The sequence below is a fragment of the Nonomuraea sp. NPDC005650 genome (genome assembly GCF_040605375.1).
Classification (GTDB): domain Bacteria; phylum Actinomycetota; class Actinomycetes; order Streptosporangiales; family Streptosporangiaceae; genus Nonomuraea.
In genome coordinates, this window is record NZ_JBEXCR010000047.1 from 25782 (window position 1) to 49649 (window position 23868).

Annotated in this window: 22 protein-coding genes; 5 read left to right on the forward strand and 17 right to left on the reverse strand. The window is 71.1% G+C overall.

What is annotated here, in order from left to right; translation table 11 throughout:
- Nucleotides 1–11 precede the first annotated feature (11 nt).
- The 7 genes from ABZS69_RS52965 to ABZS69_RS52995 are packed head-to-tail and all read right to left on the reverse strand — an operon-like array spanning nucleotide 12 to nucleotide 8683.
- Nucleotides 12–1214, reverse strand: coding sequence for an acyl-CoA dehydrogenase family protein (locus ABZS69_RS52965; protein WP_355388522.1), 1203 nt, complete (start codon nucleotides 1212–1214; stop codon nucleotides 12–14).
- Nucleotides 1211–2173 carry an LLM class flavin-dependent oxidoreductase gene (locus tag ABZS69_RS52970; RefSeq protein ID WP_355388524.1) on the reverse strand — a complete coding sequence of 321 codons (963 nt, stop codon included), beginning with the start codon at nucleotides 2171–2173 and terminating at the stop codon, nucleotides 1211–1213. The genes ABZS69_RS52965 and ABZS69_RS52970 overlap by 4 nt, the downstream gene beginning before the upstream one ends.
- On the reverse strand, nucleotides 2170–3432 hold the full coding sequence (locus tag ABZS69_RS52975) for an LLM class flavin-dependent oxidoreductase (RefSeq protein ID WP_355388526.1): 1263 nt from the start codon (nucleotides 3430–3432) through the stop codon (nucleotides 2170–2172). The genes ABZS69_RS52970 and ABZS69_RS52975 overlap by 4 nt, the downstream gene beginning before the upstream one ends.
- A 9-nt stretch (nucleotides 3433–3441) precedes the next feature.
- The gene (locus ABZS69_RS52980; protein ID WP_355388528.1) at nucleotides 3442–5139 is read right to left on the reverse strand and encodes an ABC transporter ATP-binding protein; all 1698 of its coding nucleotides are present in this window, start codon (nucleotides 5137–5139) and stop codon (nucleotides 3442–3444) included.
- Nucleotides 5136–6002: an ABC transporter permease gene (locus ABZS69_RS52985; RefSeq protein WP_355388530.1), complete on the reverse strand. Its 867-nt coding sequence runs from the start codon at nucleotides 6000–6002 to the stop codon at nucleotides 5136–5138. The genes ABZS69_RS52980 and ABZS69_RS52985 overlap by 4 nt, the downstream gene beginning before the upstream one ends.
- Nucleotides 6003–6015: 13 nt before the next feature.
- Nucleotides 6016–6960 carry an ABC transporter permease gene (locus ABZS69_RS52990; RefSeq protein ID WP_355388532.1) on the reverse strand — a complete coding sequence of 315 codons (945 nt, stop codon included), beginning with the start codon at nucleotides 6958–6960 and terminating at the stop codon, nucleotides 6016–6018.
- Between the two features lie 4 nt (nucleotides 6961–6964).
- Nucleotides 6965–8683: an ABC transporter substrate-binding protein gene (locus ABZS69_RS52995; RefSeq protein WP_355388534.1), complete on the reverse strand. Its 1719-nt coding sequence runs from the start codon at nucleotides 8681–8683 to the stop codon at nucleotides 6965–6967.
- Nucleotides 8684–8896: 213 nt separating this feature from the next.
- Between ABZS69_RS52995 and ABZS69_RS53000 the strand changes: the two genes are divergently transcribed.
- Nucleotides 8897–9955, forward strand: a complete 1059-nt coding sequence (locus tag ABZS69_RS53000; protein ID WP_355388536.1) for an LLM class flavin-dependent oxidoreductase — start codon at nucleotides 8897–8899, stop codon at nucleotides 9953–9955.
- 59 nt (nucleotides 9956–10014) lie between these two features.
- Nucleotides 10015–10965: a sulfotransferase gene (locus ABZS69_RS53005; protein ID WP_355388538.1), complete on the forward strand. Its 951-nt coding sequence runs from the start codon at nucleotides 10015–10017 to the stop codon at nucleotides 10963–10965.
- Here the strand turns inward: ABZS69_RS53005 and ABZS69_RS53010 are convergent, their stop codons facing one another.
- The 8 genes from ABZS69_RS53010 to ABZS69_RS53045 form a co-directional block, all read right to left on the reverse strand.
- Nucleotides 10966–11865: a hypothetical protein gene (locus ABZS69_RS53010; RefSeq protein WP_355388540.1), complete on the reverse strand. Its 900-nt coding sequence runs from the start codon at nucleotides 11863–11865 to the stop codon at nucleotides 10966–10968. It lies immediately after the preceding gene.
- A gap of 84 nt (nucleotides 11866–11949) precedes the next feature.
- A complete protein-coding gene (locus ABZS69_RS53015) occupies nucleotides 11950–12102 on the reverse strand; it encodes a hypothetical protein (RefSeq protein WP_355388542.1) in 153 nt (50 codons plus the stop codon).
- Between the two features lie 31 nt (nucleotides 12103–12133).
- Nucleotides 12134–12850: an ABC transporter ATP-binding protein gene (locus ABZS69_RS53020; RefSeq protein WP_355388544.1), complete on the reverse strand. Its 717-nt coding sequence runs from the start codon at nucleotides 12848–12850 to the stop codon at nucleotides 12134–12136.
- Nucleotides 12826–13650 (reverse strand): ABC transporter permease, encoded by an 825-nt coding sequence (locus tag ABZS69_RS53025; RefSeq protein ID WP_355388546.1) that lies wholly within the window; start codon nucleotides 13648–13650, stop codon nucleotides 12826–12828. The genes ABZS69_RS53020 and ABZS69_RS53025 overlap by 25 nt, the downstream gene beginning before the upstream one ends.
- Nucleotides 13650–14702 (reverse strand): ABC transporter substrate-binding protein, encoded by a 1053-nt coding sequence (locus tag ABZS69_RS53030; RefSeq protein WP_355388548.1) that lies wholly within the window; start codon nucleotides 14700–14702, stop codon nucleotides 13650–13652. Before ABZS69_RS53030 ends, ABZS69_RS53025 begins: the two co-directional genes overlap by 1 nt.
- Nucleotides 14703–14809: 107 nt before the next feature.
- Nucleotides 14810–15787 (reverse strand): ABC transporter substrate-binding protein, encoded by a 978-nt coding sequence (locus tag ABZS69_RS53035; RefSeq protein WP_355388550.1) that lies wholly within the window; start codon nucleotides 15785–15787, stop codon nucleotides 14810–14812.
- 20 nt (nucleotides 15788–15807) lie between these two features.
- Nucleotides 15808–16560, reverse strand: a complete 753-nt coding sequence (locus ABZS69_RS53040; RefSeq protein WP_355388552.1) for an amino acid ABC transporter ATP-binding protein — start codon at nucleotides 16558–16560, stop codon at nucleotides 15808–15810.
- 62 nt (nucleotides 16561–16622) lie between these two features.
- Entirely contained in the window at nucleotides 16623–17489 is an 867-nt protein-coding gene (locus ABZS69_RS53045) for an amino acid ABC transporter permease (protein ID WP_355388554.1), read from the reverse strand.
- Nucleotides 17490–17770: 281 nt separating this feature from the next.
- On the opposite strand from ABZS69_RS53045, the gene ABZS69_RS53050 reads away from it, so the two are divergent.
- Nucleotides 17771–18421 carry a class I SAM-dependent methyltransferase gene (locus ABZS69_RS53050; protein ID WP_355388556.1) on the forward strand — a complete coding sequence of 217 codons (651 nt, stop codon included), beginning with the start codon at nucleotides 17771–17773 and terminating at the stop codon, nucleotides 18419–18421.
- Nucleotides 18422–18617: 196 nt separating this feature from the next.
- The gene (locus ABZS69_RS53055; protein WP_355388558.1) at nucleotides 18618–20099 is read left to right on the forward strand and encodes an LCP family protein; all 1482 of its coding nucleotides are present in this window, start codon (nucleotides 18618–18620) and stop codon (nucleotides 20097–20099) included.
- Here the strand turns inward: ABZS69_RS53055 and tatA are convergent.
- Entirely contained in the window at nucleotides 20096–20305 is a 210-nt protein-coding gene (tatA, locus tag ABZS69_RS53060) for a Sec-independent protein translocase subunit TatA (protein ID WP_355388560.1), read from the reverse strand. The two genes, ABZS69_RS53055 and tatA, sit on opposite strands and share 4 nt — an antisense overlap.
- 160 nt (nucleotides 20306–20465) lie before the next feature.
- Here tatA and ABZS69_RS53065 point away from each other — a divergent pair, with 160 nt between their 5' ends.
- The gene (locus ABZS69_RS53065) at nucleotides 20466–22331 is read left to right on the forward strand and encodes a potassium transporter TrkA (protein ID WP_355388562.1); all 1866 of its coding nucleotides are present in this window, start codon (nucleotides 20466–20468) and stop codon (nucleotides 22329–22331) included.
- 53 nt (nucleotides 22332–22384) lie between these two features.
- On the opposite strand, the gene ABZS69_RS53070 is transcribed toward ABZS69_RS53065, so the two are convergent.
- Nucleotides 22385–23677 carry a hemolysin family protein gene (locus ABZS69_RS53070; RefSeq protein ID WP_355388564.1) on the reverse strand — a complete coding sequence of 431 codons (1293 nt, stop codon included), beginning with the start codon at nucleotides 23675–23677 and terminating at the stop codon, nucleotides 22385–22387.
- Nucleotides 23678–23868 lie beyond the last annotated feature (191 nt).

A 23868-nucleotide genomic window follows, 5' to 3' on the forward strand; every position in this document is an offset into this window, starting at 1 on the left:
CGGGTTCCTTTCTAGAAGAGGCCGGTGGTCGGCGGGTCCTCGCCGGTCAGGTGATACGCACCCGCCACCGCCGCCTTCCACTGCCTGGGGTTGTGGTTGGCGACCGTGCGGGCGTTGCGCCAGTGCCGGTCGAGGCCCAGCTCGCGGTTGGTGATCGAGCCTCCCGCCACGTCGAAGAGCAGCTCGGCGGCCCGCAGCGCGGACTCGATGGCGATCACGCCGGTCTGCGCCACGGTGACCGCCGCCTCCGCGCCGGCGGCACGTGCCCGCTGACCGGTGAGGCCGCGTACGCCCTGCACCGCTTCGGCGGCGAGCAGCACCGCCGACCGGGCGGCCAGGGCCCGGGCGCCGATGTCGCCCACGGTCTCGCGCACGTACGGGTCCTCCGCGCTCTTGCCCGCCGAGCTGTGCTTGATGGGCCGGGCCCGCTCGCGGACGAACCAGATCGCGTCGTCGAGCGCCGCGGCGGCGATGCCGGCCTCGACCGCCGCCAGGTAGAGCTGCGCGAACGCGCCCTGCCACGGGTTGTCCAGCCGGGCGTTGTCGCGGGCCACGACCTCGTGCCCGTGGGCGCGCACGTTCTTCAGCCGGGTGGTGCCGCTGGCGGTCAACCTCTGGCCGACCGCGTCGAAGTCGTCGAGCCGCTCCACGCCCTCGCGATCGACGGGCACCGTGAAGCTCAGCACGGTGCCGTCCTCGTCCTTGGCCAGGCCCGAGAACCACGAGGCGTACAGCGCGCCCGTCGAGTAGTACTTCTCGCCGTCGATGACGTACCCGTCTCCGTCACGCCGGATGGTGGTGCTGACGGACCCGTTGGCGCCGCCGGTGCGCTCGTTGGCGGTGCCGGCGAAGAGGTCGCCGGCGCGCAACCGCCGCAGGGTCGACGTGCGGTTGGGCAGGTCGGGCCGGCTCGCCACCTGGTTGGCGGTGAGGAAGCTGCCGCGCAGCGCCTGGGCCACGTTGGAGTCGGCCCGGGCGATGGCGATGACCAGGTCGATCACGTCCCGCGGCGTGCCGCCGGCGCCGCCGTCCTCCTCGGCGACGCCGATGAGCGTGATCCGCTGCTCGGCGAGCGCCCGGACGTCGTCGAACGCGTACTCGCGGGCGAGCTCGCGAGTACGGGCGCCCTCGCGCAGGCCGCGCAGGATCGGGGAGACGGCGGCGCGGATGCCCTCGACGCTGTAGGCCACGGCGGTGTCCTCGGTGCCGATCACGCCGGCACCGCCACGAGCTCGGGCAGGCCCAGCGCGGCCCGCAGGGTGGGCGGCGGGGCCGCCGGCCGCGGCACCAGCGCCCGCAGCGCGGTGACCACCGCCGCGGCGCCGCCCGTGGGCACGAGCTCGAAGCCGTTCAGCCGGTGCTCCCCGGCCCAGGCGCGAAGCTCGTCAACGGCGGGCGGGCCGTCGAACCCGACCTCGACCCGGCCGAGCAGCGCGACGTCCGCCCGGGAACGGCCGGCTCGCCGCAGCGCCTCCCCCAGCGCGGCGTCCGCACCGGCGACCTGCTCCCGATCCGCAACGACGACGTCCGCGGACTCCGCGACCGCCGCCACGCCGAGGGCGCCCAGGTCGGCGACGAGCACCGGGCGTCCCTGCACCGACGACGGCCCGTCCAGCGGGCCGGCGACACGGTAGAAGGCGCCCTCATGGCCGATCGGCTCGATGAGCGCGTCCTTCACGACGATGCCGGCCTCCTGGTCGCCGACCAGCGCCGCGCGCGGGAACGACTCCCACAGCCGGGTCAGCACGTGGGCGTACTCCGTCCAGCGCCGGGCGGGGTCGCTCGCGTCGCGGTCCGGCGCGGTCGCCTCGTCGCCCCCGCCCGCCCGCAGCGCGACGCCCGCCTCGCTCACCTCGTCGCCCCCGCCCGCCCGCAGCGCGACGCCCGCCCGGCCGCCGGTGGCCCGGTCGAGGGAGAGCACGCGGCGGGCGAGGTTGTACGGCGCGTTGTGGGTCGTCGGCACCTCGGCGATGTAGCCGACGCCGCCGTGGAGGCCGGCCAGGTAGGCGGCCACCACGGTCGGGTCGAGCCCCCCGCCGTCGACGAGCCGGATCGCCGCGACCCCGGCCTCTTCGGCCACCGCCGCGATGACGACGGCGTCGGCGAGCGGCACCGGCGCCGGCCGGCCGCTCGGCTCCCCCACCGCGAGGGCGAGCTGGATGACTGTACTCATGAGGAGATCACTTCCGATCGAGGGACAGGTCGCCGGGCGGGCGGGCGGCTCCCGGACGGCACCGCGGGGAGTCCGAGCCCGAGGTGGCCGCGCAGGGTCGTCCCCTCGTACTCGGTCCGGAACAGGCCGCGGCGCCGCAGCTCGGGAACCACGTGGTCGGCGAAGTCGTGGAAACCGGACGGCAGGACGTCGGGCATCACGTTGAAGCCGTCCGCCGCCCCCACGCGGAACCACCGCTCGATGTCGTCGGCGATCTGCTCCGGCGTCCCCACGACGATCCGGTGACCGCCGCCGCCGGAGAGCTTCTTCAGCAGCCGGCCGAGCGTCGGCCGCTCCCTGTCGATGATCGCCTTGACGACCCGGTAGAAGGTCTGCGAGCCGCCCGCCTCGTCGGGATCGACGAGGAGGCCGGCCGGGATCGGTTCGTCGTCCGACAGCCCGTCGAGGGAGATCCCGAGCTGAGCGGCGAGCCGGCTGCGGGCGTAGGCGTCGGGGAGTATCTCGTCCAGCAGCTCACGCCGGGCCCTGGCCTCGGCCTCGGTGCTGCCCACGACGGTGGACAGCCCGGGGAGGACCACGATCTCCTCGGCGCGGCGCCCGAACTCGGCCGCGCCGCCCCGGATCTCGGCCCGGAACGCGCGGGCGTGGTCGAGATCCTGGTCGGCGGAGAAGATCACCTCACCGACCCGCGAGGCGAGCCGGCGGCCGTCGCTGGAGCCGCCGGCCTGGACCACGACCGGCCGGCCCTGAGGGGAGACGAGCTCGGTCCGGGCGGCCCAGGCGGCGACCACCTGCTCGGTGAACTCGGCGGCGCGACGGTAGCGCAGCGCGTGCTCGGGTTCGGCGATGCGCCCGAAGTTGCGCGCCGCCGCCGGACCGGCGGTGGTCACCACGTTCCAGCCGACGCGGCCACCGCTGATGTGGTCGAGGTCGCCGAGCCGGCGCGCCAGCTCGACCGGGTCGTTGTAGGACGACGACAGCGTCCCGATCAGGCCGATCCGCTCGGTCTGGGCGGCGATCCGCGCCAGCACCGTCGTGGGCTCCAGGTTGTTGGCGGTGCGGTGCCTGATGTTCGGGTCGAGCGACGGGCCGTCCGCCAGGAAGACCGCGTCGAGCTTGGCCTCCTCGGCCTTCTTCGCGATCGAGGTGTAGTGCTCGATCGTGTAGCTCGCGGTGGGGTCGGTGTCCGGGAACCGCCACGAGCCGCCGAAGACGCCGGCGTTGAGGATGTTGACGTTGAGGTGCAGTCGGCGTGTCACGAACTCTCCTTAGCGTGCGCCGGCGGCGGCGAGCCGGGCTCCCGGGATCGCCTCCAGCAGTTGCCGGGTGTACTCGTGCCTCGGCGCGCGGAACACCTGCTCGACCGGGCCGGTCTCGACCACGGCGCCGTCCTTCATCACCGTGACGTCGTCGGCGATCAGGCGTACGACGCCGAGGTCGTGGGTCACGAACACGTAGCTGAGCCCGAGCCCGGCCTGCAGATCGACCAGCAGTTGCAGGATCTGGGCCTGGACCGACACGTCGAGGGCGCTCACCGCCTCGTCGAGCACCAGGATCCCGGGGTTGAGCGCGAGCGCCCGCGCGATGGCGACCCGCTGCCGCTGGCCGCCGGAGAGCCGGCTCGGGAGCCGGTCCAGGTAGCTCTCGTCCAGCGCCACCGCCTCCAGCAGCTCCACCACTCGCGCCCGGCCGGCGGCCAGGCCGAAGGCGCGCAGCGGCTCGGCGATGATCCTGCCGACCGTGAAGCGCGGGTCGAGCGAGGTGAACGGGTTCTGGAACACGAACTGCAGGTCCCGGCGGAGCTCCCGCAGTCGCCTGCGGCGCAGGCCGGTCAGTTCGAGGTCGCCGAGGTGCACCGTGCCGCTGTCGGCGGGGGTGAAGCGGGCCAGGATGCTCGCCAGCGTCGATTTGCCCGCGCCGGACTCGCCCACGATCGCGTGCGTGGTGCCCTTGCGGACGACCAGGTCGGCGCCGTCCAGCGCGCGCAGCTCACGCCGCCGGCCCCGGCCCCGCAGGTGGTAGGTCTTGGTGAGCGCGCGTGCCTCCAGCGCGACCGGCGCCGCGGCGGGGCCCGGCTGCGTGTCCGGCTGCGTGCCCGGCCGTTTATCCGGCCGCGTGCCCGGCCGTGTGCCCCGCGTCGGTTCCAGCCGGCCGGAGTGCCGTGCGGGGGCCGCGTCGAGCAGCCGGCGGGTGTAGTCGTCGGTCGCGTGCTCCAGGACCTGGCGTACGGGGCCCTCCTCCACGATCACGCCGTCCCGCATGACCAGGATCCGGTCGGAGCGGTCGAGCGCGACGCCGAGGTCATGGGTGACCAGGAGGATGCCGATGCCGAGCTCCTCGCGCAGCCGCACCAGGTGGTCGAGGATGACCTTCTGGACGGTGACGTCGAGCGCGCTCGTGGGCTCGTCGGCCACGATGATCTTCGGCTTGCCCGCCAGCGCGATCGCGATGAGGGCCCGCTGCTTCATGCCGCCGCTGAGCTCGTGGGGGTACTGGTGGAACACCCGTTCGGCGTCCTTGAGACCTGCTGTGCGCAGGCTCTCCAGCGCCGATTCCCGGTGCCGCGCCGCATCGCCCCGCTCGGCCTCGTTGAACCGGACCGCCTCGATCACCTGCCGTCCGATCTTCCTGACCGGGTTGAGCGAGGTGTTGGGGTCCTGGGGGATGAAGCCCATGTAGTTGCCCCGTACCAGCGCCATCCGCTGGTCGTTCCAGCCGGTGACGTCGACGCCGGAGTAGGCGATCGAGCCGGCCCGGATCCGGGCGGAGCCCGGGAGCAGGCCGAGCGCGCCCTGGATCAGGGTGGTCTTGCCCGAGCCGGACTCCCCGACGAGCGAGACGAACTCGCCGGGCTCCACCTGGAGGCTCGTGCCGCGGACGGCGGGCGTCCACTGGCGGCGCCCCGTCCGATAGTCGATCGCGAGGCCGGTGATCCGCAGCAGCGGGTCCTTGGACGGGCCGGTCATCGGCGGTGCTCCTTCCGGTACGAGGTGCTGATGCGGTGAGTGGCGATGACGACGATCGCGAGCGCCACGCCGGGCATGATCGAGGCCCAGGGGTGGACCGCGACGTAGTCACGGCCCTCGGCCACCAGCAGGCCCCACTCCGGCTGCGGCGGCGGTGCTCCGTAGCCGAGGAAGCCGAGCGAGGCGACGGCGAGCACGGCCGTTCCGACCTCGAGCGCCGCCAGCGCGATCACCGAGCTGAGCGAGTTGGGCACGACGTGGCGGACCATCACGCCCAGCCGGCCGACGCCGAGGCCGTACGCCGCCTTGACGTAGTCCTGGGTCACGACCGCGAGCACCTGGGCCCTCATCACCCGCGCGAACGACGCGATGGAGGAGATGCCGACCGCCAGGGCGATGTTCTGCGTGGAGTACCCCAGGACCGAGACCACCACCATCGCGAGCAGCAGGCTGGGGATCGCCAGGAACACGTCGACCACCCGCATGATGGCGGTGTCCACGGCCCCTCCGGCGAAGCCGGCGACGAGCCCGGCGGCCGTGCCGACGCCGAAGGCGATGAGGACGGCCAGCAGGGTCGCGGTCAAGGTCGTGTGCGCGCCGTACACGCTGCGGGCGAACAGGTCCCGGCCCAGCCGGTCGGTGCCGAACCAGTGCTCCGCGCTCGGCGGCGCGAAGCTCGCGGCGGTGTCGCCGTCGTAGGGGCCGTACGAGGTGAAAAGGCCGGGGGCGACGGCCCAGCCGATCACGACCAGCACCACGATCCACGAGAGCACGAGGATCGGCTGCCGAGCGAGCTCACCGAGGCGCTGGACGAGCGGGCGGCCGAGGCCGGGCCACCCGCCCGCGCCGAGTTCGACGGTCATCACGATCCTCCGTTCACGCGGTGGCGAGGGTGGCCCGCAGCCGCGGGTCCAGCAGCGGGTAGATCAGGTCGACGATCAGGTTGATCAACGCGAAGCCGGCCGCGGTGAGCACGACGATCCCCTGCACCAGCGGGACGTCCAGCGTGTTGATCGCGGACTGCGTCAGCCGGCCGATGCCCTTGCGGGCGAAGACGGTCTCGGTGATGACCGACCCCGCGATCAGGTTGCCGAACGTGACGCCGGCGATGGTGAGCGCCGGCAGGCCGGCGTTGCGGAAGACGTCGCGGACGATGATGCCGCCGCGCGTGGCGCCCTTCGCGCGGCTGGTCGTGACGTAGCCGGAGCGGAACTCGGTCGCGAAGCTGCGGACGAGGAGCTGCGCGATCGGGCCCGACACCGGGATGGCCAGCGTGACGAGCGGCAGGACGACGCTCTTCGGACCGCTGTCGCCGAAGGCCGGGAACCAGCCCAGCCGGAACGAGAAGACCTGCAGCACCAGGATGCCGGACAGGAAGACCGGGACCGAGACCGCGCCCGAAGGCAGCGCCTCGACCAGGTGGCGCACCCATTCACGGCGGGTCGAGGTCGTGACGAGCGCGATCACGAAGGCGATGGCCAGCGCCAGCACGAGGGCGCCGGACGCGAGGACGAGAGTGCTCGGCAGCGCGTCGAGGATCGTGGCGGCGACCGACCGCCCCGACTGCACCGAGTTGCCGAAGTCTCCGGTCAGCGCGTGTCCCAGCCGGTCGAAGTACTGCAGGATCACCGGCTTGTCGAAGCCGTAGCCCGCCGCCACCTGCTCGCGGACCTCCGGCGGGATGCTGTTGATCTCGGCGGGGTCGAAGAGCAGGTCCACCGGGTCGGCCGGCAGCACGAACAGCAGGACGAAGGTCAGGGTGAACGCGGCCCAGACCACGAACAGGGCCCGGCCGGCCTTCAGCGCGAGGTAGCGCGGCACGACGTCACTTCCCGTTGCTCTTCCACGCGTCCACGAAGTGGTTGCGGGACTGGGCGTCGAAGATGATCCCGTGCACGTAGGGCGCGTGGGCGATCACCTGTGACGGGTCGTAGACCGGGTTCACCAGCGCGTACTTGTCGAGCAGGAGGTCCTGCGCCGCCTTGGCGTACCGCGTGCGCGCGGCGGGGTCGAGCGTGAGATCCAGCTTGCCCACGGTCTGGGCGACCTCGTCCACGTCGATCCCGGTGGACTCCTTCGCGAGGTAGGTGACGTTGCCGAGCTGCGGGTTGTACTGGAGGTTGAGGACCGCCGGGTCGTTGCGCGAGCGGTTGGACGCGGTGACGTTCCAGTCGGTCTTCGCCTTGGCCAGGGCGGCCGTGTAGTCGGGGATCGGGACGACCGTGAGCTGCAGGTCGATGCCGATCTTCGTCAGGTCCTGCTGGATCGACTCGTAGGCCGGCTTGTTCACCACCAGGTTGCTGATGCCGAGCAGCTTGACCACGAGCTTCTTGCCGTCCTTGACCCGGATCCCGTCGGGGCCCCGCTTCCAGCCGGCCGCTTCGAGGAGTTGCGCGGCCTTCTCGGGGTCGTACTTCAGGACCGAGCCGCTGTAGTCCGCGTATCCGGGAACCGACGGTGCCAGGACGGAGGTCGCGACGGAGTAGGAGTCGGTGAGCACCGTCTTCCTGATCGCCGCACGATCCCAGCCGAGCTGGATCGCCCTGCGCACCGCGAGGTCGTCGGTCGGGAACAGCTGGGAGTTGAAGTTGAACAGGATGGCGGTGCCGGAGACGCCCCGGTGGATGATCGTGAAGCCCTGGCCGGCCAGCGACTTCTCGTCCGTCGTGCCCACGTCCAGCGTGGCGTCGATCGCGCCGGACGTCAGCGAGCCGGTGCGGACGCTGGCCTCCGGGATCGTGTTGAACACGACCTTGTCCAGGTACGCCTCGCCCTGGTGCCTGAGCGCCGGCGGCGCCCAGCTGTAGCCCTTGCGCTTGACCAGGACGGTCTTGACCTGCGGCTCCCACGACTCGTACACGAACGGGCCGGTGCCGATCACCTTCTTGGGGTCCGTCCGCTCCTGCGCGCTGAGCTTCAGCGTCGAGAGCGACAGGAAGCCGGGCTGCGCGTTGGCGGTGAACGACGACGCCTGCAGGAAGCTCGCGAGCGGCTGCTTGAAGCGGACGACGGCGGTGTACGGGTCGGGGGTCCGCGTGTCGATGTAGCCGGACAGGAGGGCGGCGCCGTTGGGGATGATGCCCAGCTTCTCGTCGCCGTGCACGTACTGGTCGAAGTTGGCCTTGACCGCCTCGGCGTCGAACGGGCTGCCGTCGCTGAACGTGACGTCCTTGCGCAGGTGGAAGGTGAACTCGGTCAGGTCCTTGTTGTACTCCCACGACTGCGCCAGCCACGGCGTGATCTGACCGGTCTTCGGGTCCTGCCAGGTCAGCTTGTCGGTGATGTTGTTGCCGATGAGGGATTCGGCGTAGTTGGTGCCCCATTGCGGGTCCGGGCTGCGCTGGTAGTCGATCAGCGCGAACTGCAGGGTGCCGCCGCGTACGGGTGTCCCGCTACCGCCGGCGGCTTCGGCACGGGAGTCGTCGCCACGGGTGAGGGCGAAACCGGTCCCGGTGATGAGGAGGACGGCGACGGCGCCGGCGACCCAGGGCCACCTCTTGCGCCTGGGCGCGGCACGCTCGATCGAACTGCGAAGGTCTGACATGAACTTTCCTCGTTGCTTGACGGGCACTCACATGCGGACGGGTGCGACAGCCGATCAGCGCTGACACAGCGCGCCGGCGAAGAAAGCGAAGTCAATTTCGCGCCTGGAGTATCGAAGCAACCTGAACACAATCTACACTTTACCTACATGAAGACTAGGTTTTTACGTGATCCGAGTCACACCGCCCGCCGAGCAGAACAGGAAGATCCACCGATGAGCCTTCAGTTCCTCTGGTACATCCCGAACCAGGTGCAGCCCGGGCACCGTGGCGACGACGTCGTCGAGGACCACAACAGCCTGGAAACCCTCAGCGCCCACGCCAAGACCCTTGAGGACCACGGCTGGAGCGGGGCGCTGGTCGGCACCGGATGGGGACGGCCCGACACCTTCACGGTCGCCGCCGCGCTGGCCGCGCGGACGACGACGTTCCAGCCGCTGATCGCGGCCCGGCCCGGCTACTGGCATCCGGCCAACTTCGCCTCCGCCGCCGCCACCCTGGACCACCTCACCGGCGGCCGGGTGCTGATCAACATCGTGTCGGGCAAGGACAACCTGGCGGCGTACGGCGACAGCGAAGGCGACCAGGCGCACCGCTACGCCCGCACCAGGGAGTTCATCCAGATCGTGCGCAGACTGTGGACCGAGGAGAACGTCACCTACCACGGCGAGCACTTCAGCGTCACCGACTCCACCGTGGTGCCGCGCACGGTCGTCCGGGGCGGACGCCGGCACCCCCGGCTCTACTTCGGCGGCGCCTCCGAGGCCGCCGAGCAGGTGGCCGCCACCGAGGCCGACGTCCAGCTCTTCTGGGGCGAGCCGCTCGACGGCGTCGCCGCGCGGATCGAGCGGCTCAAGCACCTCGGCGAGAAGCTCGGACGCGAGCACCCGCCGCTGGAGTTCGGGCTGCGGATCACCACTCTGGTGCGGGACACCACCGAACAGGCCTGGGCCGACGCCGAGGCAAAGGTCGAGGAGATGGCGAAAGGCGCCATCAGGCGCGACCCGAACCGGCACGCCGCCGTCGGCCAGCAGCGGCTGCTCGACCTGGCCGCGCGGGGAGAGGTGCTCGACGACAACCTCTACACCGCGCCCGGCAAGTTCGGGGGCGGCGGCGCGGGCACCACCTGGCTGGTCGGCTCGGCCGAGGACGTGGCCAAGTCGCTGCGCAACTACCAGGCCCTCGGCGTCACCCACTTCGTCCTGTCCGACACCCCCTACCTGCCGGAGATCAAGCGCCAGGGCGACCAGCTCCTGCCGCTGCTGCGCGCTTGAATATCCCATACTTCTGGTAGGAAAATAGGGACACCTTCACAACCCCCGGGAGGAACACGGTGTCCCTGCCTGATTTCCTGATCGCCGGTGTGCCCAAAGCGGGGACGACGGCCCTGCACAGCGCGCTGCAGCGGCATCCGGAGCTCCATCTGTCCAGGATCAAAGAGCCGAAGTTCTTCCTGACCGACGGCCCGCCACCAGGCGGAGGCGGCCCCGGCGACGCCGCGACCTATCAGGAGCACATCTGGCGGCGCGCGGACTACGAGGCGCTGTTCGCCGGGGCGCCCCCGGGCGCCCTGACCGGGGAGTCCACGCCGTTCTATCTCTACGACCTGGCCGCTCAACGGCGCATCCACGCCGCGATCCCCGGCGTCAGGCTCATCGTGACGTTACGCGACCCGGTCGAGCGGGCCCATTCCAACTGGACGCACTTGTGGTCGGCCGGGCTGGAGCCGATCGGCGACCTGGTGCGCGCGTGCGAGGCCGAGCAGCGGCGCGTCGCCGACGGGTGGGGGCACTTCTGGCACTACGTCGGGCTGGGCCGGTACGGCGAGCAGCTGGAGCACCTGTTCGGCCTGTTCCCCCGCGACCAGGTGCTGATCTTCCGTTACCGGGACATCGTCGACCGGCCCGCCGCCACACTGGATCGGATCTGCGCGTTCCTGGGCGTGCGCCAAGGGATGCTCACCGAGGTCCCCCGGGAGAACGTGACGGCGCACCCGGCCGCCGGGGTCCGGCATCTCACGCTGGCGTCGCTGCGCAGGCGCCTGCCCGCCGTCCTGACCGGGCCGGTCGAGGCCCTGCTCCAGCGCCGCGGCCCGGCCCGCCGCCCCCTGTCCTGGGAGCAGCGGCAGCGGCTCATCCCCTACTTCGCCGAAGACATCCATCTGCTCCAGCGCGTCACCGGCGAGGACTTCAGCGACTGGCTGCGCCCCCGCGAGCGCTCCGGCGGCCTGGTCGGCGCCCGGCCGCCGGGGCAGCGGCAGTCGCGCAACGGCCGCCGGTCCTGATCACCGCAGTTCGGTACGCAGTTCGTGGGCGCCGTCCGGGCGGGTGTACTCGTAGTACAGCCGGACCCCGCCGCCGGGCAGGTCCACGAACTCCAGGTAGCGCAGGCCCCGGCCGCGATGCGGCGACTGCGCCGCGGGCGCCTCGCCCAGCGGGGTCAGCGCGGCCGGGTCCGTGCCGGTGGCGAGGCCGGTGCGCTCCTCGTAGTTCTCCGCCGCGCTCGCCCGCCCGTCGTAGAACGCCACCAATCGGTCGCCGTCGAAACGCACCGCGCTGACCCGGACGCCGCGAGCGTCCCACAGCCCGGGCCGGCCGCTCAGCGCGGTGCCGTGCCAGGTCCACTCCAGGCCGTCGGCGCTGGTGGCGTAGTCGGTGACCATCTGGTCGGCCTCGTCGGGGTCGGCCAGCGGATGGCAGGAGGCCCACAGGTGCCACACGCCGTCGCGCCGGACGATGACCGTGTCCTTCACTCCCGTCTTCGGATCGCCCGGCAGGACGGTGACGCGCGAGCGCGCGTCGAACGCCGCCGGGTCGGCCGCCTCGAGCACCTCCACCCGCCAGTGCTTGGTGCCGGCGGTGGCGCAGCTCAGGTACAGCCGCCAGCGGCCGTCCGGCAGGCGGAGCAGCGTGGGCCGCTCCAGCGACTCGGCGTTCATCTGCTCGCGGGTGACGGTGGTCAGCGTCTCGAAGCGCTCGCCGTCCGCCGAGCGGGCGACCACGACGGCGTACCCGCGGCCCTGCCCGACCGGCCGGCGCAGCCGGTAGGCGAGATAGATCGCCCCGTCCGCGGCCACCGCGCTGGGCGCGCCGGCCCAGTGTCCTTCCCCGGCGGCCGGCGGCTCGACCGCGACCACGGCGCGGTCGGGGTCGGGGAGGAGGGCGGCGTTCTCGTAGGTCGACATGATCGCGAGCCTAGGCGACGGCACGGAACCGGGCACGAACGATGACCTTCCTTTGAACGTTCCGGGCGGCATCCGTGCCACCGCTCATGATGACCATCGCCGCCACAACGACCGCCGCGGCGGGGAGGGCCGCGTCTCCTGCTCGGGCTCGGGCTCGGCCTCGTCGTCCGGGAGGTCGTACCAGTGCGTATCCCCCGGGAGGTCCGTGCGGACGGCCTCGTTGCGGTCCTCGTTCATGCCGGTAATGTACGGTCCGGCGGCACCATTATCAACTTTTCCTACTGACTTTACCGGAATATCCCTCCGTGACGCCGAGCGCCCGCAGCAGCTCGGATCGGATCTCGGCGGTGCCCCGGCCGTCGTCCAGCCGCTGCTCGGCCGCGATCCTGCCGTGGTCGAGCACGAGGACGCGGTCGGCCAGCGCGATGGCCTCGTCCACGTCGTGGGTGACCAGCAGCACGGCGGGCCGGTGTTCCTCGTACAGGCGGCGCAGCAGGCCGTGCATCTTGAGCCTGGTCAGGGCGTCGAGCGCGCCGAACGGCTCGTCGGCGAGCAGCAGCCGGGGCTCGCGGACGAGGGATCGCGCCAGCGCCACGCGCTGCTGCTCGCCGCCGGACAGCTCGTTGGGCCAGGCGCGTTCCCGCCCGGCCAGGCCCACCTCCGCCAGGCTCTCCCTGCCTCGCTCGACGGCGCCGTCGAGACCGAGGATCACGTTGTCGAGTACCCGCTGCCAGGGCAGCAGCCTGGCGTCCTGGAACACCATCGACACCTGCGCGGGCACCTCGACGAGACCCTCCCCTGCGGCGTCTCCGTCCACCCCCGCCAGGGCCCGCAGCAACGTGCTCTTGCCGGACCCGCTCTGCCCGAGCAGGGCCACGAACTCCCCCGGTGCGAGCTCCAGGTCCAGGCCGTCCAGGACCGCGCGATCACCGTACACGCGGGTCAGGCCCTTCACGCGGATCAGCCCGCCAGCGTCCGTCGCCACGACAGCGCCCTCCTCTCCACGAGTCGCACGCCGGCGTCGGAGAAGAGGCCGAGCAGGCCGTACAGGACGATGCCGACGAGGATCACGTCGGTCTGCCCGTACGTGCGGGCCAGGTCCATCATGTAGCCGATGCCGGTGGTGGAGTTGATGAGCTCGGCCACGACCAGGTACAGCCAGGCCGTGGTGACCGCGAAGCGCATGCCGAGCAGAAACCCCGGCAGCGCCCCCGGCAGGACCACCTTCCTGATGAACGCGCCGCGGCCGAGGCCGACGGTCTCGGCGAGCTCGACGTAGCGGGCGTCGATGCCGCGGAGCCCGTTGTGCGTGTGAATGTAGATCGGCACGAGCACGCCGAGGGCGATGACGGTCACCTTCATCCCCTCGCCGATGCCCAGCCACAGGATCAGCAGCGGCATCAGCGCGAGCGCCGGGATCGCCCGTTTGATCTGGATCGGCCCGTCGATCAGCGCCTCGCCCCAGCGGCTCAGCCCGGCGACCAGCGCGAGCAGGGTGCCGAGCGGCACGCCGAAGGCCAGCCCCAGCGCCACGCGCCGGACGGAGGCCAGCAGGTTGGACTGCAGGCGGCCGGACTCGGTCAGGTCGGCTGCGGTGGTGACCACGGTCCAGGGCGCGGACAGGAACCGGGGGTCGAGCAGGCCGGTCGCCGAGGCGGCCGCCCAGAGCACGAGCAGCAGGAGCGGGCCCGCCAGGAAGCCGAACCTGATCCGCGAGCCGGGCCGCAGGCGGCGGCGCCTGCGCGCGGGGGCGCCCACGGCCGGGCGGGAGGCGACGAGCGTCATCAGGCACCGTCCTTGAGCGCGTCCGCGCCGACCGCCTGGAAGCGCAGGTCGTACAGGTCCTGGGCCTTCAGCACCGGGTTGCCGGTCTCCGCGGCCAGGATGTCGATGGTCTCCTGGTGCCGGGCGATGGCCTCGGACCAGTCGGCGGGGAGGTCCGGCTCGCCCGCCAGCTCGGCCAGGTAGCGGCCGTCGGCGGCGCTGAGGCCCTGGTCCTTGACGTAGTAGCCGGCGATCCACTCCTCGGGGTGTTCATAGACCCAGCGCGTCGCGCGGGCCCAGGCGGCGACGTACTCGCGGATCGCGGCGGCCTTGGCGGGGTCCTGGAGGGTGACCGTCCGCACGTACAGGTGGCCCGGGTCGTCGCGCAGCCCGTGGCGGATGGTCGTGGCGCCGTCCTTGCCGAACTTGGCGGTGTAGCGCCTGATGTTGACGCCGCCGATCGGGGCCACGTCCACCTGCTTGGAGGCCAGTGCGTTGGGGTAGACGTCGCCGGTGCTCGGCAGCTCGACCAGGGTGACGTCGCCCTTCGTCAGCCCGGCCTGCTTGAGCACCTTGAGCACGAGCGCGCCCTGCGCCTGACCCGGACTGTAGGCGATCTTCTTGCCGCGCAGGTCGGCGAGGGTCTTCACGCTCACGCCCGGTGCGACGCCGAGCTCGTACGTCGGGTGCCGCAGCGGATCCTTGCGGAACTTCGAGGCGACGATCTTCACGGGCAGTCCGGTCCAGGTGGCGTGGATGGCCGGGATCTCCGCGACCGCGCCGACGTCCAGCGCGTCGGCCCGGAACGCCTCGCTGGTCTGCGGGCCGCCGCTGATGTTGGCCCACTCGATGTCGAACGAGAACTTGTCGATCTCACCGGACAGCTGCAGCGCGACCTTGGTGGGCGGGTCTCCGACGATCAGCTTGGTGCCCTTGGGGACGGAGGTCGGCAGCGGCGCGTCGGCGGCGAGCGCCGCCGCGGATCTCGGCTGCTCGCCGCCTCCGCCGCAGCCGGTCAGGGCGGCGGCCAGAAGCACGGCGAGTGCGGGTCTCAGGAGGGCGGAAACAGGCATACGGCATGTCCTTTCACGTGCGAAGTCGCAGATCCTTGACGAAGGCGGGCGGCCCGGCGGCCGGCGGTGGCGCGGTGGCCGGGTCCGACCTGCGCGGTGAGCTCGTCTCACGACTCCCGCCGCGGCAGTCCGGGCGGGTTGATCTGCGACTCGGGGATCGCCTCGTTGGCCAGCCCCCATCGTTCGAGGACCTCCTTGTACCTGCCGTTCCCGATCACTGTGTTGAGCGCCTCGTTGAGCGGCTTGACCAGGCCGTTGTCCTTCTTGGTCATGGCCGCGATGAGGCCCTTCAGGTCCGGTCCGGCGCCGGAGAAGGTGCCGGCGATCCTGGACCCGCCGCTGACGGCGATGTTGTAGGCGATGGTCGGGTTCGGGCCGAAGTACGCCTGGACGCGGCCGGACTTGAGCCCCAGCAGCACGTCGCCGTACTTCTCGTAGTAGAGGATCTCGACGGGCTTCAGCCCGGCGGCCTTGTTCTGCTTGTCCCAGTCGAGCAGGATCTTCTCCTGGTTCGTGCCCGAGCCGACCGAGACGCGCAGCCCGGCGATGTCGGCGGGCTTCTCGATCTTCCTGATCGGGCTGTCGTCGGGGACCTGCCAGCCGAGCTGGTCGATCCGGTACGTCGCGAAGTCGTAGGTGTCCTTTCGCTCCTCGGTGACCGTGACGTTGTTGAAGACCACCTCGTCCTTGCCGGACTTGGTGGCGAGGAAGAGGTTCTCCCACGAGCTGATCTGCGGGGAAACCTCCAGGCCGAGCACGTCGGCCACGAGCTGGGCGATGTCGGTCTCCACGCCGATCAGCGTGGTGTCGTCGTCGGCGCGGAACGTCAGCGGCGCCGCGCCCTGGCCGCTGAAGCCGACGGCGAGCTTGCCGTCGGCGGCGATGCCCTTCGGGACCTGCGCCGCGATGGAGTCCACCTTCTCGGTGCGCACCCGGTTCTGGTCCGGGCTGAGGTTGATCTTCTTGCCCGCCACCACGGGCGCCGTGGTGGCCGACGGGGCGGTGACGGAGGGCTCGGCACCGCAGGCGGCGGTCAGCAGGAGCAGCGCGGGCACGGCGAAGGCCCGCGCGAGCGAAGCGCGCATGTCTTTGTGTCCTTAGGGAGTCAGAGAACCTTGCCGAGGAAGGCTCGGGTGCGTTCGTGGGCGGGGGCGTCCAGGAACTGGGCGGGCGATCCGAGCTCGACGATGCGCCCGGCGTCCATGAAGGCCACGGTGTCGGCGACCTCGCGGGCGAACCCGATCTCGTGGGTGACCACGATCATCGTGGTGCCGCCCCGGGCGAGGTCTTTGATGACGTCCAGCACCTCGCCCACCAGCTCGGGGTCCAGCGCGGAGGTCGGCTCGTCGAACAGCAGCAGCTTGGGCTCCAGCGCGAGCGCCCTGGCGATGGCGACGCGCTGCTGCTGGCCGCCGGAGAGCGTGCGGGGGTAGGCGTCGGCCTTGTCCGCCAGGCCCACCCGGGCCAGCAGGGCTTCGGCCAGCGGCTCGACCTCGGCGCGCGGCCGGCGCTGGGCCGACAGCGGCGCCTCCATGAGGTTCTGCTTGACGGTGAGGTGCGGGAACAGGTTGAACGCCTGGAAGACGAACCCGATCTGGGTGCGCTGCCGCAACACCTCGCGTTCGGGCAGCTCGTACAGGCGGTCGCCGCTCTGGCGGTAGCCGAGCAGGTGCCCGTCCACCCGGACCGAGCCGCGGTCCACCTTCTCCAGGTGGTTGATCGTACGAAGGAGGGTCGACTTCCCCGACCCCGACGGGCCCACGATCACCAGGACGTGCCCCCGGCGGACGTCCAGGTCCACGCCGCGCAGCACGTGCAGGGAGCCGAAGCTCTTGTGCACGCCGCGCAGCTCCACCATGGGACTCCCGCCCCCTCCTTCACCGGGACCTCGGAGGCGGCCGGGTTCGCCGGTTCGCCGGCTCATGCCCGCCCCCTGCCGTAGTACCGCTCCACGTAGTGCTGCGCGATCGACAGAACAGTGGTCAGGGCGAGGTACCAGATGGCCGCGACCAGCAGCAGCGCCATGACCCTGCCGTTGCGGTTGTAGATCACCTGCACCTGGTAGAACAGCTCGGGCAGCGCCATGATGTAGACCACCGACGTCCCTTTGACCAGGCCGATGATCTCGTTGCCCGCGTTGGGCACGATGGTCCGCATGGCCTGCGGCAGGATGATCCGGAACAGCCGCCGGGCCGGCGGCAGCCCCAGAGCGGCCGCCGCCTCACGCTGCCCGTGGTCCACCGACAGCAGGCCGCCGCGGACGATCTCGGCGGCGTACGCGGCCTGGTGCAGCGCCAGCCCGAGCACCGCCGCGGTCAGCGGCCCGATCAGGTCCATGGTGCCGAAGTCGAAGAACGCGGGCCCGAACGGCACCCCCACCGACAGCCGCGGATACAGCAGCGCCAGGTTGTACCAGAACAGCAGTTGCAGGATGAGCGGCACCGACCGGAACAGCCACACGTATCCCCAGGCCACCGACGACAGCAGCCGGTTCCGGGAGAGCCGCATCAGCGCCAGCACCGTGCCCAGCGCGAACCCGAGCACGATGCCCAGCGCGGTCAGCTCCAGCGTGAGCAGCACCGAGCGCACCACCGACGGCGCGAACAGGTACTGCCCGACGACGTCCCATTCCCAGGCCGGGTTGGTCAACAGGGCGTTGACGACCATCGCCAGCACGACGAGCACGCAGGCGGCGGCCGGCCACCCCAGGGGACGACGGGCCGTCACCACCTCCGGCGGCCGCCCCGCCTCCTGGTGGGGCGGCACCTGCACTTCGGGCAACGTCATGAGCCGCCTCCAATTTTGATCACGGAGTCACTCCTCGCTGGGAGGAAGGGGGGATTGACGATGAGATTTCGTGATCAGCGACATTGCGCGCTGGCGACGTGGCCGTGGTCCACGTGCGGGCGCCGGGTCAGGTTCGCGGCCTGGCTCATGACCACGAAGCTACGAGCACATCCGCATAAAGTCAACATTTCCTACCGGATATACATGTAGTTCGGCGGCTGCCGTCTTTGCGATCCGGCACGGGGCGACGGACGTGCGAGCTGATCGTTAAGGTGATCGGCATGGCGCTCCTGTCTCATATCGACCGTTTCAACCGGCAGCACCCGTGGAGCCACAACGACCACTACGGCCGCTGGGTCGCCCGCCAGGTGGCCGGGTCCGGAGCCCGTCACGTCCTGGACGTCGGGTGCGGCACGGGCAACCTCGCCGCCCTGCTCCGCCGCGGCGCCACCACCGTCACCGGGTTCGAACCCGACGCCGCGACCGCCCGCGCCGCGCAGGAGCGCTTCACCGACGACCCGGCGGTCACCGTCGTCCGAACCGACTTCGCCGGGCGCGACCCGCAGCGGCGCTGGGACGCCATCGCCCTCGTCGCCGTCCTGCACCATCTCCCGCTGGTGAACACCCTGCGTGAACTGCGCGGCTGTCTTGCTCCGGGCGGGCGTCTCGTGGTCGTCGGCTGCTACCGGGAGGCCGGGCCCGCCGATCTGCTCACCTCTCTGCTGGCGGTGGGCGCCAACCCGATCATGGGGCTGGTCAAGCATCCGGGCCGCGCCGACGAGCTGCCCTTGCACATGACGGCACCCACCGCCGCGCCGCGGGAAACCCTGGCCGACATCCGGGACGCGGCCGCCCAGGAGTTGCCCAGTGCCCGGATCCGGCGTCGCCTGTTCTGGCGATACACCCTGGTCTACGACGCCCCGCCGAGTTGACAGCGGTGAGCGCCCAGCCGATCTCACCCGCGTCACCCCTTGATCGCGCCTGACGCCGACATCGACCGGTTGGCACGGCGGAGCTCGCGAGATCGCCCGACAAAGGGGTCACTTCGATCTTTGTCAGGACCTTCACCCACCCGATTTGCTACATTCCTTGCGCAATGGGGGCAGATGTTGCCCAGGGGGAGGGCGGATGCGCAGGTGGACTGCTCCATCCGTGATCGGCTGGACGCTCGCGTCAATCTTCGTACCGGGTGCCGCGCATTTGCGCGCCGGGCGCAGGCGCACCGGCCTGATCATGGTGGGGATCTTCGGGGTGGTACTGATCGGCGCGGTGATCGCGCTGATCAACGGCAAGGAACTGGCCGGTCTGCTCATCGACCCCACCTGGCTGGGCGTGATCATCGGCGGGTGCGTGGTGGCCGGGCTGGCGTGGGCCGCGGTCGTGATCAGCTCCTACATCGTGCTGCGCCCCGGCAGGCTCGACCGCTGGAGCCAGATCGGTACGGGCGCGGTCGCGGGACTGCTGGCGGTGGCCGTGGCGCTGCCCTTCGGACTGGTCGCCTCGACCGCCCACACCTCTGACGACGCGCTCGGCGAGGTCTTCAAGTCCTCGCCGACACAGTCGATCAACCACGAGGACCCGTGGCAGGGACGCGATCGGCTCAACATCGCACTGCTGGGCGGCGACGGCGCGAGCTCACGCAAGGGGGTGAGCATCCGTACCGACAGCATCAACGTGGTCAGCATCAATGTCCGCACGGGCGACTCGACGGTCTTCGCGTTGCCGCGGGAGATGGAGAACGTGCCGTTCCCGCCGGGTTCCGCACTGGCCAAGCGGTTCCCGCCGCCGAAGAACTTCTGGCTGCCGCCGGGCCAGGGCCGCGGCTCCGCCGACCTCATCAACGGCATCTGGGCCTATGCCGACACGCACCCCGAGGTCACCGGCCACTCCCCCACCCGCGCCCCGGACGCGGTCAAGGGCGCGCTCGGCCAGATCCTCGGCCTCAAGGTCGACTACTACATGCTCGTCAACATGTGGGGCGTGGCGCGCCTGATCGACGCCCTCGGCGGCGTCACCATCCACGTCGAGCAGGACATCTGCTACGGCGTGGGCCGCTCCGACGGCGGCGTGGTCAAGGCCGGCACCCGCAACCTCGACGGCACCCAGGCCCTCTGGTACGGCCGGGCCCGCGACCATCCCGGCAGCACCTGCGCGGGCGCCGACAACAACACCCGGATGCGCCGCCAGCAGTGCGTGATGAACGCCATGCTCACCCAGCTCAACCCGGGCAACGTGCTGCTGAAGTTCAACGCCCTGGCCAAGGCGGCCAAGGAGACCTTCCGCACCGACATCCCGCGCGACCTGCTGCAGGACCTGGTGCCGCTGGCCCAGCAGGTCAAGGACGCCCGGGTGTCCAAGCTGAACTTCGTTCCGCCCGCCTACAACCCGGCCTACCCGGATTACCCGCGCATCCGTAAGGCGGTCAGGACCGCCATCGCGCGCTCCCGCGGCTCGGGCAAGACGGTCCGTGCCGAGGCCGCCTCCCCTTCCCCGGCGAGTACGGCCGGGAGCACGGCGACCCCCACGGGCACGCCACGTCAGCGCACCCAGCAATCCGGCCGGCTGGACACGCTGAACTCGTCATGCGTGACCGCGAAGAAGGGACCCTAGCCGACGGGCCGTTCCTCCGGCGGCGGCGCGGACACGGCGCCGCCGCCCGCCTCGTCGTCGCCCACCTTGGACATCTCGGCCTTCAGGATCCGCAGGGAACGCCCGAGCGAGCGAGCCGCGTCAGGCATCTTCTTCGACCCGAACAGCAGGAGCGCCACCACCGCGACGATCAACCAGTGCGACGGGCTCATTTCGCCAGTGAACATCTACTACCTCCTGACCTGCGCGAACAATGTATCAAGGCCGTCCACGGGGCCAAGCGCCGCCGCCCGGCCGAAGCCGTACCACTTATGCGATAACGCGGAGGAAGTCACAGCGCGTCGCTAGGCTTGCGCGGACGGCAACGGCGGGCGATGGCAGGGGCGAATGAGGCTGAGGGATCGGCTGCGGTACTGGTTCGACAGGACGATGGATCGCGGCACGCCCGCGTTGATCGGCTGGCTGGCGCTGACCTCGGCCGTGCTGATCGCCCTCGTCACCGTTTTGGTGGTGCTGCTGACCGACACCGACACCGAGCAGAACGGCGGCTGGGCGGGCGTGGCCTGGATGAGCCTGCTGCGCACCCTGGACCCGGGCACGATGGGCGGCGACACGGGCAGCGTGCTGTTCCTCGGCCTGATGCTGACGGTCACGATCGGCGGCATCTTCATCGTGAGCTCGCTCATCGGCATCCTGACCACCGGCCTGGAAAAGCAGATCGCCAAGCTCCGCAAGGGACGCTCCCGCCTGATCGAGCGCGGTCACACGATCGTGCTCGGCTGGTCGGACCAGGTGTTCACGGTGATCGACGAGCTGGTCAAGGCCAACCAGAGCGAGCGGCGGCCCTGCCTGGTCGTACTCGCCGACCGGGACAAGGTCGACATGGAGGAGCAGATCCGCGCCCGGCTCGCCGAAACGGGCAAGACCCGCGTCATCTGCCGTTCGGGGAACCCGCTCCATCGTGGGGATCTGGAGCTGGTGAGCCCCGACACCGCCAAGTCGATCATCGTGCTGCCGCGCCCCGGCGCCGACGCCGACATCGACGTCATGAAGACGCTGCTGCTCCTGAACAACAGGGCGTGGAAACCCCGGCGCCCCCACGTGGTCGCGGCGGTCCAGGACAGCGAGAACCTGGCCGCGGCCAAGCTGGCGGGCGGCGAGTCCGCACTCGTCATCGACGCCGACGACATCGCCGTCCGGCTGGTGGTGCAGTCGCACCGGCAGGCCGGCCTGTCGACCGTCTGCACCGACCTGCTCGACTTCGCGGGCAACGAGCTGTACATGCGCGCCGAGCCCGCCCTGACCGGAGCCACCTTCGGCCAGGCCCTGCACGCGTACGAGCTCGGCGTCCCCATCGGGCTGCGCACAGCTGACAGCCGCACGCTGGTCAACCCGGACATGCACACCCGGATCGAGGCGGGTGACCAGCTGATCGTGCTGGCCGAGGACGACCTGCTGATCCGTCCCGCCGACGAGCGCCCGCGCATCGTCGAAGACGCCATCGTCGCGAAGGCCGGCCGGCTGGCCGAACCCGATCGCACGCTCCTGATCGGCTGGAACGCGCGCGGCACCAAGGTCATCGACCTGCTCGACCGGCTCGTCGAGCCGGGCTCGGTCGTCGACATCGCGGCACCGGGGCGGCCGGACGAAGCGATCAAGACGGCCCGCGCCAACCTGTCCGTCGGCCACAAACCCTGCCGGCCCACCAGCCGGGCGTCCCTGGAGCGGCTGGACCTCGGCACGTACCAGCACATCGTGGTGCTGTCCAACGACGACGTCGAGCCTGGCCACGCCGACGACCGGACCCTGGTCACCCTCCTGCATCTCCGCGACATCGAAGAACGCCTCGGCGACCCGTTCTCCATCGTCACCGAGATGAACGACGACCAGAACCGCGAGGTCGCCCAGGTCACCAAGGCCGACGACTTCATCGTCAGCAGCAGGCTGATCAGCCTGCTGCTGACGCAGCTCAGCGAGAACCGCCACCTGCACGGCGTCTTCGCCACGCTCTTCGACCCGGACGGCTCGGAGATCTACCTCAAGCCCGCCTCCTCCTACGTGCCCCCGGGCGTGACGGTGAACTTCGCCACCGTCGTGGAATCGGCTCGCCGGCGCGGGGAGACCGCGATCGGCTACCGGCTCCACGGCCACAGCCACGAGGCGCCGACCTACGGCGTGACCCTCAACCCGCCCAAGGGGACGGATCTAGCGCTGGAGGCCCGCGACAGCGTGATCGTGCTCGCAGAAAGCTGACACCCGGGCGCGGAAGCGACCCCGGGCCCGTACGGCAGGCGCCGCGCCCTCGTTCACTGGTCCGGCGTGGTGCTCACCGAGACGGGGTGGATGCGGACCTGGGTGATCGCGTGGCGGTCGACGGCGGCGATCCGAAGTTGCCAGTCACCCGCCGTGACGTGCTCCCCCGGCGCGGTGGGTACGTGGCCGAGCAGGGCCAGGACGAGGCCGGCGACGGTGGTGTAGTCGCCGTCAGGACGGCTTTCGAGGTGGACGTCGAGGTCGGGCAGATCGTGGATGGGGAAGCTGCCGGGGACCACCATGCTGCCGTCGGCTTCCGGCCGGATGTCGATGACGTCGCGGTCGGTCTCGTCATAGATCTCGCCGACGACCTCCTCGAGCAGATCCTCCAGGGTGACGATGCCGTCGACCACGCCGTGCTCGTCGATGACGAGGGCGAACTGCTGGCGTTCCGCCTTGAAGCGGCGCAGCGCGTCGGCGACGGGCAGGCTGTCGGGGAGCAGCAGGGGCGGGCGTGCCACGTCGGCGGCGGTGACGGCGCTCTCGTCGGTGAGCAGGTCGCGCAGGTTGGCGATGCCCATGACGTCGTCCAGGGTGTTGTTGCGGATCACGGGGGCGCGGGAGTGGCCGGAGGCGGCCAGCGACCGGCGGGCCTGCTCGACGGAGCTGTCGGCGTCCAGGGTGTAGACGTCACGGCGGGAGACGAGCACCTCGCGGAGCACGCGTTCGCTGATCTCGACGGCGCCGGAGATGATCAGCCGCTGTTCCGGGGTGAAACCGCGGTGGCTGGCGACCAGGTCGCGGACCTCCTCGGGGCTGATCTCCTCCCGGTGCAGGTCAGGATCCCCGCCCATGAGCCGTACGGCCAGGTCGGTGGATTTGGCCAGCGCCCACACGACGGGGCGGGACGCGGTGGCGACGAAGCTCAGCGGCCGGGCCACCAGCAGCGCCCACGTCTCGGCGCGCTGCATGGCCACGCGCTTGGGCGCGAGCTCGCCGAAGACCAGGGTGAGGAAGGTGAGCACGATGGTCACGAGCACGATGGCCACGGGGCCGGCGGCGCCCCCGAGAAAACCGAGCAGCGGCACCAGCGGCTCCGACAAGGTGACGGCGGCGGTGGCGGAGGCCAGGAATCCGGACAGGGTGATGACCAGCTGGATCGTGGCGAGGAACTGGTTGGGATCGCGGGCCAGACGGACCAGCATCCGTCCGCCCGAGCTCTGCTTCTCCAGCCGGCGCAGTTGCCCTTCACGTAGCGAGATCAGCGCCAGCTCGCTCCCGGCGAAGATGGCGTTGAGGATGACCAACACCACGACAAGGGCGAGCTGAAACCAATAGCCGTCCATGAGAGGAGGACTCCTTGAGATGATCGGGCCGACTGGCCGGTGGGGGTGGCGGCGAGTACGCGGGTGGTCGGAGCGTGCTCAGCCTGAGATCGCGCGACAGCCGCGCCAGATCGACTGCGGGTGAGCCGCTACCGCGGGGGCGTGCCTGATGGGGACGGTGCGCCGGGCCGATGCCCGGCCCGGTACTGCAC

Coding starts and splice junctions, on each gene's coding strand:
- ABZS69_RS53040 (WP_355388552.1), bottom strand. CDS start 16,560: ATGGTGGAGCTGCGCGGCGTGCACAAGAGCTTCGGCTCCCTGCACGTG.
- tatA (WP_355388560.1), bottom strand. CDS start 20,305: ATGTTCACTGGCGAAATGAGCCCGTCGCACTGGTTGATCGTCGCGGTG.
- ABZS69_RS53065 (WP_355388562.1), top strand. CDS start 20,466: ATGAGGCTGAGGGATCGGCTGCGGTACTGGTTCGACAGGACGATGGAT.
- ABZS69_RS53070 (WP_355388564.1), bottom strand. CDS start 23,677: ATGGACGGCTATTGGTTTCAGCTCGCCCTTGTCGTGGTGTTGGTCATC.
- ABZS69_RS52970 (WP_355388524.1), bottom strand. CDS start 2,173: ATGAGTACAGTCATCCAGCTCGCCCTCGCGGTGGGGGAGCCGAGCGGC.
- ABZS69_RS53010 (WP_355388540.1), bottom strand. CDS start 11,865: ATGTCGACCTACGAGAACGCCGCCCTCCTCCCCGACCCCGACCGCGCC.
- ABZS69_RS53025 (WP_355388546.1), bottom strand. CDS start 13,650: ATGACGCTCGTCGCCTCCCGCCCGGCCGTGGGCGCCCCCGCGCGCAGG.
- ABZS69_RS53030 (WP_355388548.1), bottom strand. CDS start 14,702: ATGCCTGTTTCCGCCCTCCTGAGACCCGCACTCGCCGTGCTTCTGGCC.
- ABZS69_RS53045 (WP_355388554.1), bottom strand. CDS start 17,489: ATGACGTTGCCCGAAGTGCAGGTGCCGCCCCACCAGGAGGCGGGGCGG.
- ABZS69_RS52995 (WP_355388534.1), bottom strand. CDS start 8,683: ATGTCAGACCTTCGCAGTTCGATCGAGCGTGCCGCGCCCAGGCGCAAG.
- ABZS69_RS52980 (WP_355388528.1), bottom strand. CDS start 5,139: ATGACCGGCCCGTCCAAGGACCCGCTGCTGCGGATCACCGGCCTCGCG.
- ABZS69_RS53035 (WP_355388550.1), bottom strand. CDS start 15,787: ATGCGCGCTTCGCTCGCGCGGGCCTTCGCCGTGCCCGCGCTGCTCCTG.
- ABZS69_RS53015 (WP_355388542.1), bottom strand. CDS start 12,102: ATGAACGAGGACCGCAACGAGGCCGTCCGCACGGACCTCCCGGGGGAT.
- ABZS69_RS53000 (WP_355388536.1), top strand. CDS start 8,897: ATGAGCCTTCAGTTCCTCTGGTACATCCCGAACCAGGTGCAGCCCGGG.
- ABZS69_RS52985 (WP_355388530.1), bottom strand. CDS start 6,002: ATGACCGTCGAACTCGGCGCGGGCGGGTGGCCCGGCCTCGGCCGCCCG.
- ABZS69_RS53055 (WP_355388558.1), top strand. CDS start 18,618: ATGCGCAGGTGGACTGCTCCATCCGTGATCGGCTGGACGCTCGCGTCA.
- ABZS69_RS53050 (WP_355388556.1), top strand. CDS start 17,771: ATGGCGCTCCTGTCTCATATCGACCGTTTCAACCGGCAGCACCCGTGG.